The organism is Oceanisphaera litoralis (assembly GCF_016907015.1).
Taxonomy (GTDB): Bacteria; Pseudomonadota; Gammaproteobacteria; order Enterobacterales; family Aeromonadaceae; genus Oceanimonas; species Oceanimonas litoralis.
In genome coordinates, this window is the sequence record NZ_JAFBBE010000002.1 from 51189 (window position 1) to 66732 (window position 15544).

The following is a 15544-nucleotide window of genomic DNA, read 5'->3' on the forward strand; positions in this document are numbered from 1 at the left end:
CCTGTTGCCTCTTTATCCTGAGAGCTGGTTTCCCCACTGAACTCGATCCGCAATAAGCCACAACCGTAAACCGGGCCGCAAGCGGCTCGGGCAGCCGAACGCTGATGGCCGAAGGCTTACAGCTGACTTCGACTGTGCTAATATCCTGCGCCTTAAGCACCCTTGGATCTCATGAATATGCTTGAGCAAATTCGCATCGTGTTGGTCAATACCTCACATACCGGCAATATCGGCTCTGCCGCCCGCGCCATGAAAACCATGGGCCTGGGCGAATTGTGGCTGGTCGATCCGGTCAGCCCGCCGGACAGCCAGGCCGTCGCCCTGGCTGCCGGCGCCAGCGACATACTGGGCAGCGCCCGCATAGTGCCGACCCTGGCCGAAGCCGTGGCCGATTGTGGCCTGGTGATCGGTACCAGTGCCCGTTCGCGCACCTTGTCCTGGCCTATGCTGGATGCCCGGGAGGCGGGTGAAAAAGCCCTGGCCGAAGCCCCCCGCCACCCGGTGGCACTGGTGTTCGGCCGGGAACGTACCGGGCTCACCAACGACGAGTTGCAGCAGTGTCATTTTCACGTGGCCATTCCCGCCAATCCGGAATACAGCTCGCTCAATCTGGCGATGGCGGTACAGACCCTGAGCTACGAAGTGCGCATGGCCTGGCTGGCGAGAGTGAAGGGAGAGGAGGGAGAAGAGGCGATAACCGGGATCGAGCAGGACTATCCCCTGTCCGACGATCTGGAGCGCTTCTATCAGCATCTGGAACAAACCCTGCTGGAAACCGGTTTTATCATCAAGCCTCATCCGGGACAGGTGATGACCAAATTGCGACGTCTGTTCAACCGGGCGCGACCGGAAGATCACGAGCTGAACATACTGCGCGGTATCCTGACCTCGGTGCAGAAAAAGGGTCGCCGGCAGGAGCCGAATAGCTGACTGTTCCGGTCGGTCTTATACTTGACTGAAACACTCGGGTATGACACCCTGAGCCCATGTCTGGAAACGGTTTGATTACATGAGACTGACATCAAAAGGACGTTATGCGGTAACTGCCATGCTGGATGTGGCATTGCACGGCGACGCCGGCCCCGTGTCCTTGGCCCATATATCCGAGCGTCAGGGGATTTCCCTGTCTTACCTCGAGCAGCTGTTTGCCCGCTTGCGCAAGCAGGGGTTGGTCAGCAGCGTACGGGGTCCCGGTGGCGGTTATCTGCTGGGTATGAAGCCGGCCGCCATTTCGGTGGGGGCGGTTATCGCCGCCGTCGACGAGTCGGTGGATGCCACCAAGTGTCAGGGCAAGGGGGACTGCCAGAGTGGTAACCAGTGCCTGACCCACACGCTCTGGTGTGCGCTCAGTGATCGGATCAGCAATTTTCTCGACGGTATCAGCCTGGCCGAGCTGGTTGACCAGCAGGATGTCCGGCGGATTTCCGAGCAGCAAGACAGTAATCTGAACCTGTTGACTCTGGACTAGCCCGAGCAGCAGCAAGTGAGCCTGAAACATTCAATTTTAAATGTCGATGACAAGACTGCCGAACAGGGCAGCGTTGGAACGGAGAATATGATGAAACTGCCCATTTATCTCGACTATGCGGCTACCTGCCCGGTAGACCCTCGTGTCGCCGAAAAAATGATGCAATGCCTGACTCAAGACGGTATTTTCGGTAACCCGGCTTCCCGCTCGCACCGCTTCGGCTGGCAGGCGGAAGAACTGGTCGATATCGCCCGTAACCAGATTGCGGACCTGATCAATGCCGACCCACGCGAAATCGTGTTCACCTCCGGTGCCACCGAGTCCGACAACCTGGCCATCAAGGGTATTGCCAATTTTTACGGCAAGAAGGGTAAGCACATCATTACCTCCAAGACCGAGCACAAGGCAGTACTGGATCCCTGTCGCCAGCTGGAGCGTGAGGGTTTCGAGGTCACCTATCTCGAGCCCCAGCCCAACGGCCTCTTCACCCTGGCACAAATCGAAAATGCCATGCGCGATGACACCATTCTGGTAAGCATCATGCACGTGAACAACGAAACCGGCGTGATCCAGGACGTCAAGGCCATCGGCGAACTGTGCCGCAGCCGTAAAATCATGTTTCATGTGGACGCGGCCCAGAGCGCCGGCAAGACCGACATCGACGTACAGGACATGAACATCGACCTGTTGTCCCTGTCTGCCCACAAGGTTTACGGCCCCAAGGGCATCGGCGCCCTCTATGTCTGCCGCAAGCCCCGCGTTCGTCTGGAAGCCCAGATGCACGGTGGCGGCCACGAGCGCGGCATGCGCTCCGGCACCCTGGCAACCCACCAGATCGTCGGCATGGGTGAAGCCTTCCGTATCGCCAAGGAAGAAATGCACGCCGAAGGCGAGCGTATTCTGGCGCTGCGCAACCGTTTGTATGACGGTGTAAAGAATATCGAAGAAGTCTATGTCAACGGTGACCTGGAACAACGGGTACCGGGTATTTTCAACATCAGTTTCGCCTATGTAGAAGGTGAGTCGCTGATCATGGCACTGAAGGATCTGGCGGTCTCTTCCGGTTCGGCCTGTACCTCGGCCAGCCTGGAGCCTTCCTATGTATTGCGTGCCCTGGGGCTGAACGACGAGCTGGCACACAGTTCCATCCGTTTCAGCATCGGTCGCTTCACTACCGAAGAACAGATTGACTACGCAGTGGGCCTGGTCAACGAGGCCATCGGTCGTCTGCGCGACATGTCTCCGCTGTGGGAAATGTTCAAGGACGGAATAGATCTGGATCAGGTTGAATGGGCACACCATTAAGGTGTCTAAATCATTGAAGCATGGGTGAGGAGTTAAATCATGGCTTACAGCGAAAAAGTAATAGATCACTATGAAAACCCCCGTAACGTCGGTGGTTTCGACAAGAACGACCCCAGTGTGGCGACCGGTATGGTCGGTGCGCCGGCCTGTGGCGACGTGATGAAGCTACAGTTGAAGATAAGTGAAGAAGGCATCATCGAAGACGCCAAGTTCAAGACCTACGGCTGTGGCTCCGCCATCGCCTCCAGCTCGCTCATCACCGAGTGGGTAAAGGGCAAGAACCTGGACGAAGCGGCCAGCATCAAGAATACCCAGATAGCGGAAGAGCTGGCCCTGCCGCCGGTGAAAATCCACTGCTCCATTCTGGCAGAGGATGCCATCAAGGCAGCAATCGACGATTACAAGAAGAAGAAAAACCTGGCGTAAGACGGAGACACCATGGCGATCACCATTACCGATGCGGCTGCACAACGGGTGCAGACTTTTCTGAACAACAGAGGCAAGGGCCTGGGACTGCGGCTGGGGGTCAAGACCTCCGGTTGTTCCGGCCTGGCCTACGTGCTGGAATTCGTCGACGAATTGTCCGAAGGCGACCAGGTGTTCGAGCATGGCGAGGTCAAGGTGATCGTCGACAGCAAGAGTCTGGTGTATCTGGACGGCACCGAACTCGACTTCGCGAAGGAAGGCCTGAACGAGGGCTTTAAATTCAACAACCCCAATATCGACGGGGAATGTGGTTGCGGCGAAAGCTTTAACGTTTAAGGACCCCCGGCATGAACTACTTCGAGCTGTTTGGCTTACCGGCGGAGTTTGCCCTCGACAGCCAGACACTGGCCGACACCTATCGCCAGCTGCAGATGCAGTTCCATCCCGACAAGTTTGCCTCCCGCCCCGAGCGGGAGCGCCTTCAGGCGGTACAACGTGCCGCCCATATCAATGATGCGTTCACCACCCTCAAGCACCCCCTGAACCGTGCCGAGTACCTGCTGTCCTTGCAGGGCGTCGACATCCGTGCCGAGCAACAGACCCTGAAGGATCCGCTGTTTCTGATGCAACAGATGGAATGGCGCGAGCAACTGGAAGATATTGCCGGCGCCCAGGATGTGTTTGGCGCCATCATGGCGTTTGACAGGGAACTGCAACAGGCGTCTGCCGACTTCTACGCCGAGCTCGAGCAACAGCTCGCTTCGGATCTGTGGGCTGATGCTGCCGATACGGTGCGCAAACTTAAATTCATGACCAAGCTGCATGCCGAACTCGAACGTTTGGAAGATGCGCAGCAGGAATTCTGAACCTTATGGCATTACTACAAATTTCCGAGCCGGGCCAGAGCGCGGCTCCTCATGAACACAAGTGGGCGGTCGGTATCGATCTCGGTACCACCAATTCGCTGGTGGCTGTGGTGCGCAGCGGCCTGCCCGAAACCCTGAAGGATGATCAGGGGCGCGATCTGCTGCCCTCAGTGGTGCACTACACCCGGGACGGTCTGCGGGTTGGCCATGACGCCAAACGCGAGGCCGAGTTTGATCCGCAGAATACCATTGCCTCGGTGAAACGGCTGATGGGCAAGGCGCTGGCGGATATTCCCCGCCACCGGTTGCCCTATGTCTTCAAGGAAACCGGCAGTGGCGTGATCGAACTGGACACGCCCCTGGGGTCGGTCAATCCGGTACAGGTGTCGGCCGACATCCTCAAAACCCTGGCGGCGCGTGCCGAACACAGCCTGGGTAACCCGATTCAGGGTGCCGTGATTACCGTACCGGCCTATTTCGACGATGCCCAGCGTCAGGGCACCAAGGACGCGGCCCGACTGGCCGGTCTGGAAGTGCTGCGGTTGCTCAACGAGCCGACCGCCGCCGCCATTGCCTATGGCCTGGACTCCGGTCAGGAAGGGGTGATTGCGGTCTATGACCTGGGCGGCGGCACCTTCGATATCTCCATTCTGCGTCTGCACAAGGGCGTGTTCGAGGTGCTGGCCACCGGCGGTGATTCTTCCCTGGGCGGCGATGATTTCGACCATGCGCTGGCCGACTGGATCCAGCAACAGGCCAATATCACCGAGCTGAGCCCGACCCAGCAGCGTAATCTGCTGGACGCCGCCTGCGCCGCCAAGCAGGCATTGACCGACAGCGAGTCGGTGTCGGTCAACTGGGCAGGCTGGCAGGGTACCCTGAGCCGCGCCGACTTCGATGCCTTGATCCTGCCCTGGGTCAACAAGACGCTGATGGCCTGTCGCCGGGCACTGAAAGACGCCGGTGTCACCGCCGACGAAGTACGGGAAGTGGTGATGGTCGGCGGCTCGACCCGGGTACCGCTGGTGCGTGAGCGGGTCGGCGAATTTTTCGACCGCGAACCCCTGACCAGCCTGGACCCCGACAAAGTCGTGGCCATCGGTGCCGCCATTCAGGCCGACGTGCTGATCGGCAACAAGCCGGACAGCGACATGCTGCTGCTGGACGTGATACCGCTGTCGCTGGGGCTGGAAACCATGGGCGGACTGGTGGAGAAGATCATTCCCCGTAACACCACGATACCGGTGGCCCGGGCCCAGGAATTCACCACCTTCAAGGACGGTCAGACCGCCATGGCCATTCATGTGGTGCAGGGGGAACGCGAACTGGTGGCCGACTGTCGCTCCCTGGCCCGTTTCAACCTGACCGACATTCCGCCCATGGCCGCCGGCGCCGCCCATATTCGCGTTACCTTTCAGGTGGATGCGGACGGTCTGTTGTCGGTCAGCGCCATGGAGAAATCTTCCGGGGTGCAGGCCGCCATCGAGGTGAAACCCTCTTACGGCCTGAATGAAGAAGACATCGCCACCATGCTGACCGCGTCTTTCGAACATGCCAAAGAAGACATAGACGCCCGCATGCTGGCCGAACAGAAAGTGGAAGCGGCGCGGGTGATTGAAAATATCGTCAGCGCCCTGGCCACCGATGGTGACGAACTGCTCGACGAGCAGGAACGCGCCGATATCCTGGCCTCTGTCGAGTCGCTGCAGCGCAGCACCGAAGGGCAGGATCTGGCCGCCATCAAGGTGGCGATAGAAGAAACCGATAAGCAAACGGCCGATTTTGCTGCCCGTCGTATGGATGCCTCCATTCGTCGGGCGCTGGCCGGTCAACGTGTGGATAAGGTGTAACGATGCCGAAGATTGTTTTTCTGCCCCATGCCGAGCTGTGCCCCGAAGGGGCCGCTCTTGAGGCCAAACTGGGTGAAACCGTACTGGACGTGGCCCTGCGCAATGGTATCGACATTGAGCACGCCTGCGAAAAGTCCTGCGCCTGTACTACCTGTCATGTCATAGTGCGGGAAGGCTTCGACTCGCTGGAAGAAAGCTGTGAGCTGGAAGACGATATGCTGGACAAGGCCTGGGGACTCGAGCCCGAGTCGCGCCTGGGATGCCAGGCCCGTATAAGCGATGAGGATCTGGTGGTCGAGATCCCCAAATATACCGTGAACATGGTATCCGAAGGTCATTGATCAGGAGGGCGTATGAGTCTTAAATGGACCGACAGTCGTGACATCGCACTGGAACTGATGGAGGCTTATCCGGAGACGGATCCGAAAACGGTGCGTTTTACCGATCTGCATCAGTGGATCTGCGAGCTGGAAGACTTTGACGACGATCCAGCCCATTCCAGCGAACGCATCCTCGAGGCCATCATCATGGTCTGGATGGATGAATACGAATAAAGCTGTAAGCTTCTAGCTCAACGCTTACCGCTGTTTTCAAGCCACAGTTCTTCTGTGGCTTTTTCCGTTTTTCAGTCGACAGAACAAGGAATGACCATGCCAGCAATGATGAATGTCGTGCTCTGTGCCGAAGCCGCCCCAGCCCTGTGGGGAGACAAGGCGCTGTTGAGTTTCAAGGATGATGAAGCCCGGGTGCACGTGCCCGATGCCGCCGAACAGGAACGCAAGGCGCAACAGGCCGGGCGCAAGCTCGATGCCATGGGCATCAAGGCGGTGCGGCTGAGCGGCGATGGCTGGCAGCTGGAAAGCCGCTGGGCCTTTGCCCAGGGCTTCTACAATGCCCGTGGCGGTCAGCAACTGGAGTGGGGGGAAACGGCGGCGGACGAGCAGGCCGAACTCGAGGCTCGCAACCGGTCTTCTCGCTGGGTACGGAAGATGATCAACGGTACCCCGGAAGAGGTGTACCCGGCTTTTCTGGCCGCCGAGGCGGGCAAGTTCATCCAGTCGCTGGCCCCCAATGCGGTCACCTACCGCACCTACAGCGGCGAGCAGCTCAAGGATCTGGGCTATGTCGGTATCTATGAAGTCGGCCGGGGCAGCGAACGTCCTCCCACCCTGCTGGAGCTGGACTTCAATCCGACCGGCAAGGCCGATGCACCGGTCGCTGCGGCACTGGTAGGCAAGGGCATCACCTTCGACTCCGGCGGTTACAGCCTCAAATCGTCCGACGGTATGGCGGTGATGAAGTCCGATATGGGGGGCGCCGCCACCGTGACCGGCGGCTTGGCGCTGGCCATTCAGCGGGGCCTGCAGCAGCGGGTCAAGCTGTTCCTGTGTTGTGCCGAAAACCTGGTCTCCGGCCATGCCTTCAAGCTGGGTGACATCCTCACCTACCAGAACGGCATCACCGTCGAGATCCTCAACACCGATGCGGAAGGTCGGCTGGTACTGGCCGACGGCCTGCTGGCGGCGAGCGCCACCGGTGCGCCCTTTATTCTCGACGCGGCCACCCTGACCGGTGCCGCCAAGATGGCGCTGGGCCGGGATTACAATGCGGTGTTCAGCATGGACGAAGCACTGGCCCGGAACACGGTGCAGGCGGCCCGAGCCGAATACGAGAAAGCCTGGCATCTGCCGCTGGAGCCGTTTCATGTGGGCCAGCTGACCTCGTCGTTTGCCGACATGGCCAACATTCACGGCGGCGAGGGCATGGCCGGGGCGTCCACTGCCGCCGCCTTCCTGTCGCGCTTCGTGCCGGAAAGCGGCTGTCAGTGGGTGCACATGGATCTGGCCGGTTCTTACCAGAAGTCGGCCAACGATCTGTGGGCGGCGGGTGGCAAGGGTCACGGCGTGCGTACCATCGCCGCCATGCTGGCCCGGGTGTGCGAAGGCGCCAACTAAACGGTGTTAACTTGGCTTTACGTATAATTTCGTGCGATTATTCTGTCCTATTGATTATTTAATGATTATTTAAGGAACACACATGGCTATCGAACGTACTTTTTCCATCATCAAGCCTGATGCCGTAGCAAAGAACCTGATCGGTGCCATTTATCACCGTTTTGAAACTGCCGGCCTGAAAATCGTTGCCGCCAAAATGGTACACCTGAGCCAGGAACAGGCTGAAGGTTTCTACGCCGAGCACAGCGAGCGTCCTTTCTTCAAGGCTCTGGTTAGCTTCATGACCTCCGGCCCGGTCATGGTTCAGGTTCTGGAAGGCGAAAACGCCGTACTGCGTCACCGTGAAATCATGGGCGCCACCAACCCGGCCGACGCGCTGGCCGGTACCCTGCGTGCCGACTACGCCGACAGCATCGATGAAAATGCCGTACACGGTTCCGATGCCGCCGCTTCTGCCGCACGCGAAATCGCTTACTTCTTCAGCGACGAAGAAGTGTGCCCGCGTACCCGCTAAGGGATAAGGTCCGGTGAATAACGCCTGATAAATAACGGCTGATGAATAAGATGAATAAAAAGGAGCTGCGGCTCCTTTTTTGTACCTGCCATCTGTCGCCACCTTTTTATTTGGGGGCTTTAGCAGCGGTCAGAGTACCGCCACTGGCAACCGCATGCTAAATTCTGTACATTTATTTTCGGTTTTGCTCATATCTGCTCATGCCGCACCAACACTGGGTAAATCACTGATCTGAGTCCGTTTAATTAGCTCATAAATGATCATATTTAACCCCACAAATGACCCCATGGTGGACCCAAGATTTCCGGGTCCATTTTATCCACAGGTGGCTGGATTCGGCCGGAAACAAAAACGCCCGCCAGTGGGCGAGCGTCATTTGACTCAGCGGTGAAGTTAGCTGTCCTTCGCCAACCAACTCTGTTTGAACAAAGCGTCAATGTGGGCATCCGCACCTTGAGCAAACGCCAGGAACTCCTCGCGGGTCATCACCGCGATCTGGTTGTCCTGCGTTCTCCAACTGACCGAAGAAATGCTGGGGTCAAGGGTCAGCCGTAACGCCCGTCCGGCGATCAGGGTCAGCGAGCCGGGGTCAATGTCAAAGGCCCACCCTCCCCATTGAAAGCCGGCGTCAATCTGTTGCTGGCGGATGACATTCACCCGCAGGGACTTGTCCGGGGTCTTATGCTGGATTTTCAATGACGAACTCCTTTTTCAGATAACGGGGGCCGGCGTCCACCATCACGGTGTAACGGCCAGGAACATCGAACTCGATCTCGGGCTGCTCGTCACAGCGGTAATCCACCCCCTCGATGGTCACGGTGCAGGGCAGGGGCAGGGCATCCAGTTCGTAGTCCTGGCGTATCTCCAGTTCGAGAGTGTCCAGGTTGACATAGCGCAGCTCGTCAACCCGATCCGTAATATCAAAAGCCTCGCCCTGCAGGACAGACTCTGAGTCATCCGCGCACTGCAACGCGACCATACTCTCCGGGCATGAACCTACCCGCAGTATCAAACCTGTTTTGTCATAAACGACATAGTTAGCAACACTCACTTTTTAACCTCCATGACCATTACCGACCTGTTTTTTGCTGACCCTGTGTTGGGGGTTTGTGCCGTCAGCGTGTATGTCTTTGAGCCGGACCCTGGGGTATCCGAAAGGGCCAAACAATGCAGCGTCCCGTTAATCCCGGCGGGCATGTTGGTCGATTCCCACAAGAGGGTCCCGCTGCGCCTTACGCGGAGGTGAACAACCGGGTTGGCAGAGCCGTTTATAACGACCGTCGAAAAATGCAACCATATAGGCGCCCCGGTGCTGGTGATGACCACGGTCTGAATGGTGGTCTCCACGTTGTTACCCGTCGAGAGCGATGCAGAGGTGAACGCCGAGATCGGGATAGTGACCGCCTGGTTCGCTATTTTTAAGGTACTCACCGCGAGGTCGTTGATCTTGCCGGTCTCCACGGCAAGGTTCGCAAGCTGTGCAGTATCCACAGCAAGGTTCGCGATCTGCGCCGAAGTGATGGTGGTGTTGGCGATTTTTGCCCCGGTGATAGTCGTGTTCGCTATCTCAGCGTTGGTAATGGTCGCGTTAGCGATTTTCGCCGCTGTTACTGCCAGATCGGCGATCTTGGCACTGTCTATGGCCAGATTGGCAATCTTGAGGTTGGTGATCGCCGCATCGTTAATCTGCGCGGTACCGATGTTCGCCACCACCGCATTGACCCGCGCCGCCGTCACTTCACCCGCCGCAATGGTCTGAATGTGGGCGGTCTCAATGAACGAGTTCTTTATATAGGTGGTACCCCCGGTCACCACGAACGGCACCACCCCCGCCGAGGCTGAGTTGGCCGGGTCAACAATCGAGAACCGGTCGGCCAGGATGGCGAACTCGGAACCGGTCGGACTCTGCATCAGACCCACACCCGACACCTTGCCGTTGACGTCCAACTTCACCGACCATTGGGCGTTGATGTCGCTGATCTGCCCGTCGTAGGTAGAGACCGTGGTACTTAGCGATTGCACCGCACTGGCAGTGGCCGCCACGCCGGTAGACGGGTGGTTCACGGTGCTTTGTAAGGCCGTGATACTCGAACCCTGGCTGGTGATGGAACCTTCGGCGGTGGTCACTCGACCGGTCAGCGAGGTCAAGCCGGCCGAAGTTGCCGTAACCCCCGTGGTGGGGTGGTTGACGGTAGTCTGTAGCGTGGTAATGTCCGTGGCCATGGCACTGTCGGCGGCGGCCCGTGTCGTTTGTTCGGCCTGAATGGCTGCCATGGCCGCTGCATCCCCGCTGTCGAACTTGGTCTCCAGCCGCATCTGCTGCTCAACGATGGTGACTTCGCGGGTAACCTGTGTGTGTTGCAGCTCCTGTATAGCGGCGTGGGCCTCAACACCCTGCCATTGAAGTTCTGATACCGCTTTGGTCAGTTGATTGGTGATCGCACTATCAGCATCGACTCGCGCCGTCTGTTCTGCCTGAACCGCCGCGTTTGCCGTATTCGCCGAGGTCTGAGCTGCTGCTGCTGCCGATGCGGCGTCGGTGGCCACCTTGTCCGTTACTGATGACCAGGCTGAACCCGTCCAGCGGTGAGGGGTATTATCGGTTGATCGAACCCATAGGTTCTTGTCGTCCTGTAATACCCCGGTAGGGGCGGACGACTGATAAATAATCCGCCCCTTACCGTCTGCCGTGGTCTGTGCCGCCGTCGCGCTGGCCTGAACCGTGGTGATGCTGGAAGACAAGGCGTTGTCGGCGTTAATTCGCGCCGTCTGCTCAGTCTGAACCGCCGCATTCGCCGTGTTCGCCGTGGTCTGTGCTGCCGCCGCCGCCGCCGCCGCATCCGTGGCCACCTTATCCGTTACTGCTGACCAGGCTGATCCCGTCCAGCGGTGCGGGGTGTTATCAGTGGAGCGTACCCACAGGTTCTTATCGTCCTGCAACGCGCCGGTCGGGGAGGCTGACTGGTAAATGATGCGGCCTTTACCATCTGCCGTGGTCTGCGCCGCCGTGGCACTGGCCTGCACCGAGGTAATAGAAGACGACAGTGCGTTGTCGGCGTTGACCCGCGCCGTCTGCTCGGCCTGCACGGCGGCAGTCTGGTTAGTGTCGTTGGTGTTGACCGTACTCTGCAGGCTGGTAATGCTGTTGGACAGAGCACTGTCGGCATCGGCCCGCGTCACCTGTTCGGCCAAGATCGCGGCGGTATTGGCCGCATCAGCGGTTTTGTATGCAGACTCGACCAGCATAAGCTGTTCGGCCTGTGTCGCCTCGCGGGTAACCTGAGTATCCTGGAGCGTCAGAATCGCGGCTCGGGATTCGGTACCCTGCCATTCCAGATCGGAAATCGCCTTGGTCAACTGCGTGGTGAGCGCACTGTCGGCAGACGCACGGGCATTCTGCTCGGCCTGTAACGCTGCGGTCTGGTTAGTGTTGTGAGTGTCCACCGTAGCGGTCAGGGTGGTAATGGACGAAGACAGGGCACTATCCGCCGCAATCCGGGCATTCTGCTCGGTTTGAACCGCTGCGGTCTGGTTGATGTCATTGGTGTTAACCGTGCCCTGCAGCGTGGTGATGCTGGACGTCAGCACGTTATCTGCCGCAATCCGGGCGGTCTGCTCGGACTGAACCGCTGCAGTTTGGGTGGTGTTGTTGGTATTCACCGTGCCCTGCAGCGTGGTGATGCTGCTAGTCAGCACCCCATCGGCGTCGATGCGGGCCGTCTGCTCGGCTTGTACCGCGGTGGTCTGATTAGTGTTGTTGGTATTCACCGTGGCGGTTAGGGTGTTGATGCTGCTAGTCAACACGTTATCCGCCGCAATCCGGGCGGTCTGCTCGGACTGAACCGCTGCAGTTTGGGTGGTGTTGTTGGTATTCACCGTACCCTGCAGCGTAGTGATGCTGCTAGTCAGCACCCCGTCAGCGTCGATGCGAGCGGTCTGCTCGGCAATAATCGCCGCGTCATTGGCGTCCACATCAGCCTGGATCAGGGTCAACTGCTGGGCGGTGGCGCTATCCGCCGCAACGCGGGCTGACTGCTCACTGACGACGGCGGCCGTGTTGGCATCCACCGTACTCTGGAGTACCGATAGTTGCTGACTAAGTGCAGCGTCACCGTCGGTACGGGCCGTCTGCTCGGTGACAATAGCGGCGGTATTACCATTGGCAGTGCTGACCACGGCTGCCACCTGCTGGGCCAGGGCGCTGTCGGCATCGGCGCGGGCGGTTTGTTCGGCCAGGATAGCAGCCCCATGACCGTCCGAGTCGAGGGTAAGAGTCTGAATTTGCTGGTTAACTAGCTCCAGCGCGCTCTCTCGCAGCGCTGTTTCCTGCGCCAGATAAGAGGTGTTGCTAAGGGCCACGTCTTTGATGGCCGATAGCTCAAGCTCAATACCGGGTACCTTGTTTGCTTCGGTTTCCAGTGCCGGGATGCGCAGCAGCTCCAGCTCGATATTGGGTATCTTGGCCACTTCACCCTGGATACCGGCGATAGCCTCGATTGGGGTGCGTAAATCCTGGACCAGTTGGCTTGCAGTAATCTCACCGGTCAACAGCTCCAGATAATAACCGGGGGATTGCGGCAGGAACACGAACGACCCCAGCGGCTCATGGATACCGCTCACCTGCCCCTTGAGGTTAACGTGGCGAACCCAAATGTAATGACCGGCACCGGGCGCCAGGGCGAGGTTGGCACCGGCACCGGAACCGACCCCCGCCAGCATGGTGTCGAGATCGAGGTTGGGTGGAACCAGCGGCTGGTTCTGTTCGTCCACCTCTACCGGGTGGGTGAAGATCTCGGTGTATCCGTGACCAGCGTAGGTCGGCATATCCCACACGATGTAGATACCGCCGACATAGGTGGACACCTTGACCCCGGTGGGGGTGGATGGACGTTCAACCTGTTGCCCGAGGTCGATGGTGCCGACCTCGACCAGTTCGCCGATCAGACGACCCAACGCCGTGTAGTTCCCTGACGGGAGCCGGTTGGCCAGGTCACGGAAGGTCACCGCCTGATCGAGAGGGTCACCCCGACCCAGACCAGCGCGAACCTGCAGCACCTCACGCATGGCTTCAAGAATAGGTCGCAGCTCCCGAGGTGTACTGGCAGGAACGGCGGGGATCGCAGGCAGATTAGTAGCCATCAGTCATTAAACTCCGAGAGAGTGTGGGCCAGGCTTATGTGGTGGACGGCTACCGACGCCGTAGCGGAAACACTCAGCCACCAACCACGGGCGCGAAAACCACCGGGGAGGGCGAAGGGTTTGTTGCTGGAAACCACGCGCTGGTGGCTGACCACTTCCCCGCTTTCCTTGCGGGCGTGAACCGTTACCGTGAGCGGGTAGTGCTCCGACACCACTTTGCAGAAGCCGAACGTGGTGGGGGCCGGCGTCCGGTACTCCTTGGTGGTGTATTGGAGGGGGCGGGCAGCGGTCAGATCGCCATTGAACAACTTCACCGCACCACCGGCGTCGTTACGCGCCATGTAGAGCAGATCGTCTGAACCGGGCAGGGTGTGATGCACCGCAGGGTCGAGGTCCAGTTCACGCAGGCCGTCGTCCTGATTTAACGGGTCGAACACCAGCGTCCGTTTGCCGGAGCGGAAGATGAAGACCTTGTCGTCATAATGACCAAAGCGCATGGTTTCCGGCTGTAAGGCTCGCCACTCCACATCGCGGTAGAACGCGGAGGTCACCATCTGTGCAGAGGCCCCCTGAACCGCGACCATGCCGTTGCGGCTGGCGTAGAACACGGTGCCGGAGACCTCGACCGCCGCATCCTGACTGACGCAGGGGTAGGGTTCGGGTATCCGCATGGGTGACATACTCTCGGGGCTAACCCCGGTGAACACATACGGCACACCCTTGGTCAGCACCACAATGTCGCCGCCGCTCATCAGGCAGGTCACAATGTCCTCTTTCAGCGACTGCTGGTATCGGATCGGCCAGGCATGCGTGGTCCCCGGTTCGGAGAAACAGACCTCCCGGCGAGTGTGACCAAACATGAAACCCGAGGGGTGGGCGCCGATATGCCGTAACGGTCCGTTAGGAAACAGCGCCGTGTTGTTGTCCGGCGGCCCGAACCATTCGTCGGTGACCATGGCTTCCTGCAGGTCGCCGCTGGGTGTCCGGTCGATATAGCTCGGATCGGTGATGGGAACCTCGGCCACAAACTGGAATAACCCCTGCCCCTGAGAGGTGAAGTTGGCCCGGTATACACGCCATAAGGCACCCGTCCCCCAGTTGTACTGCCCTGTCGGTAGCGTAGGGCGGGTGAGCTGAACCTGCTTGGCCATGTAACTGACGGCATTAACCGTATATTCCTGCAGGTTTACCCGGCTGGATACCAACGAGCCGGGGCCTTCCCGCCCCCAGGCATCGACCCAGGCCACCTTGTACACGACGGTGTACAGGTCCAGATCGTCGGTACTTGCCGGGGTTGCCGGACGCTCGGCGCTGTTGTCATCCACCACCAACACCGGTTTCGCCGGTTGCGGGATCCCCAGCCGGTAACGCAGACTGGGGTAGGGGGCGGCGCTGACCGCCACATCGGCCCGCGTGATGGAGGGCCACGATTCGTCGGAAATGCAAATATACTGCTCGGCATCGTTGACCAAGGGAGCCAGCACCGCTTCGGTGCGGTCGGTCCAGGTAAACCAGTAGGTATCGAGGTAGCGGAACCAGTAGCGGGCGGAGGCCGGGATAGTTTCGCCGGTGGAGGTGTCCACCCCCCAGGCTTCCAACAGCGACCGGCCCGAACGAGCGTTCAGCGCCTCGACAGCCAGCCCATCGGCCAACTGGCGAGGTTCAAACTTTGGCGCTGTTCCACGCCAGGAGTCGATGGTCAGCTTCATTTGGCGTGTCCCTGCTTGTGGTTTTCCTGATCGCGCCCCAGCTTTTCTTCCAGTACCGACACCCTGATGGTGAGGTTCTGGATACGACCGTCAGAGTCCCGCACGGCAATCCGAATGTCCTGCAGGGAACTGATGCTGTTATCGAGGTTGGCTTGCAGTACCGCCTGACTCTGCTTGAGCCGATCAATATCCCCAAACAGCCGGTCAAACGAGAGCTGCATGAACATACCGCTGGCGGCGATCAGCATGGTGGATACCAACGACAAGATGCCGCTGTTGCGATTCAAGGTGTCACCTACTGGTGTGGGCATG

The 15544-nt window shown here is 59.2% G+C and carries 16 protein-coding genes; 11 read left to right on the plus strand and 5 right to left on the minus strand.

Annotated elements, in window-relative coordinates:
• Window positions 1-177 precede the first annotated feature (177 nt).
• The 11 genes from trmJ (at window position 178) to ndk (ending at window position 8384) form a co-directional block, all read left to right on the plus strand.
• Window positions 178-930, plus strand: coding sequence for a tRNA (cytosine(32)/uridine(32)-2'-O)-methyltransferase TrmJ (gene trmJ, locus HNR62_RS01335; RefSeq protein WP_204794442.1), 753 nt, complete (start codon window positions 178-180; stop codon window positions 928-930).
• 79 nt (window positions 931-1009) lie between these two features.
• Complete coding sequence (iscR, locus tag HNR62_RS01340; protein WP_204794301.1) at window positions 1010-1468, plus strand: Fe-S cluster assembly transcriptional regulator IscR; 459 nt, start codon at window positions 1010-1012, stop codon at window positions 1466-1468.
• A 90-nt stretch (window positions 1469-1558) separates the two neighbouring features.
• Complete coding sequence (locus HNR62_RS01345; RefSeq protein WP_204794443.1) at window positions 1559-2773, plus strand: IscS subfamily cysteine desulfurase; 1215 nt, start codon at window positions 1559-1561, stop codon at window positions 2771-2773.
• A gap of 39 nt (window positions 2774-2812) precedes the next feature.
• On the plus strand, window positions 2813-3199 hold the full coding sequence (gene iscU, locus HNR62_RS01350; protein WP_204794302.1) for a Fe-S cluster assembly scaffold IscU: 387 nt from the start codon (window positions 2813-2815) through the stop codon (window positions 3197-3199).
• Between the two features lie 12 nt (window positions 3200-3211).
• Complete coding sequence (gene iscA, locus HNR62_RS01355) at window positions 3212-3535, plus strand: iron-sulfur cluster assembly protein IscA (RefSeq protein ID WP_104485303.1); 324 nt, start codon at window positions 3212-3214, stop codon at window positions 3533-3535.
• Between the two features lie 11 nt (window positions 3536-3546).
• A complete protein-coding gene (gene hscB / locus HNR62_RS01360; RefSeq protein WP_204794303.1) occupies window positions 3547-4065 on the plus strand; it encodes a co-chaperone HscB in 519 nt (172 codons plus the stop codon).
• 5 nt (window positions 4066-4070) lie between these two features.
• On the plus strand, window positions 4071-5915 hold the full coding sequence (gene hscA / locus HNR62_RS01365) for a Fe-S protein assembly chaperone HscA (protein WP_204794304.1): 1845 nt from the start codon (window positions 4071-4073) through the stop codon (window positions 5913-5915).
• 2 nt (window positions 5916-5917) lie between these two features.
• Window positions 5918-6256 carry an ISC system 2Fe-2S type ferredoxin gene (gene fdx, locus HNR62_RS01370; protein WP_204794305.1) on the plus strand — a complete coding sequence of 113 codons (339 nt, stop codon included), beginning with the start codon at window positions 5918-5920 and terminating at the stop codon, window positions 6254-6256.
• A 12-nt stretch (window positions 6257-6268) separates the two neighbouring features.
• The gene (gene iscX / locus HNR62_RS01375; RefSeq protein WP_104485299.1) at window positions 6269-6469 is read left to right on the plus strand and encodes a Fe-S cluster assembly protein IscX; all 201 of its coding nucleotides are present in this window, start codon (window positions 6269-6271) and stop codon (window positions 6467-6469) included.
• Window positions 6470-6565: 96 nt separating this feature from the next.
• Complete coding sequence (pepB, locus tag HNR62_RS01380) at window positions 6566-7870, plus strand: aminopeptidase PepB (protein ID WP_204794306.1); 1305 nt, start codon at window positions 6566-6568, stop codon at window positions 7868-7870.
• A gap of 82 nt (window positions 7871-7952) precedes the next feature.
• Window positions 7953-8384: a nucleoside-diphosphate kinase gene (gene ndk, locus HNR62_RS01385; RefSeq protein WP_104485297.1), complete on the plus strand. Its 432-nt coding sequence runs from the start codon at window positions 7953-7955 to the stop codon at window positions 8382-8384.
• A gap of 393 nt (window positions 8385-8777) precedes the next feature.
• On the opposite strand, the gene HNR62_RS01390 is transcribed toward ndk, so the two are convergent.
• The 5 genes from HNR62_RS01390 to HNR62_RS01410 all read right to left on the minus strand — a co-directional run bounded on the left by HNR62_RS01390 (window position 8778) and on the right by HNR62_RS01410 (window position 15543).
• Window positions 8778-9080 carry a DUF4376 domain-containing protein gene (locus tag HNR62_RS01390; RefSeq protein WP_204794307.1) on the minus strand — a complete coding sequence of 101 codons (303 nt, stop codon included), beginning with the start codon at window positions 9078-9080 and terminating at the stop codon, window positions 8778-8780.
• Entirely contained in the window at window positions 9064-9363 is a 300-nt protein-coding gene (locus HNR62_RS01395) for a hypothetical protein (protein WP_204794308.1), read from the minus strand. The genes HNR62_RS01390 and HNR62_RS01395 overlap by 17 nt, the downstream gene beginning before the upstream one ends.
• A gap of 68 nt (window positions 9364-9431) precedes the next feature.
• The gene (locus HNR62_RS01400) at window positions 9432-13523 is read right to left on the minus strand and encodes a phage tail protein (protein WP_204794309.1); all 4092 of its coding nucleotides are present in this window, start codon (window positions 13521-13523) and stop codon (window positions 9432-9434) included.
• Window positions 13523-15232, minus strand: a complete 1710-nt coding sequence (locus HNR62_RS01405; protein WP_204794310.1) for a hypothetical protein — start codon at window positions 15230-15232, stop codon at window positions 13523-13525. Before HNR62_RS01405 ends, HNR62_RS01400 begins: the two co-directional genes overlap by 1 nt.
• Window positions 15229-15543, minus strand: a complete 315-nt coding sequence (locus HNR62_RS01410) for a hypothetical protein (RefSeq protein ID WP_204794311.1) — start codon at window positions 15541-15543, stop codon at window positions 15229-15231. Before HNR62_RS01410 ends, HNR62_RS01405 begins: the two co-directional genes overlap by 4 nt.
• Window position 15544 lies beyond the last annotated feature (1 nt).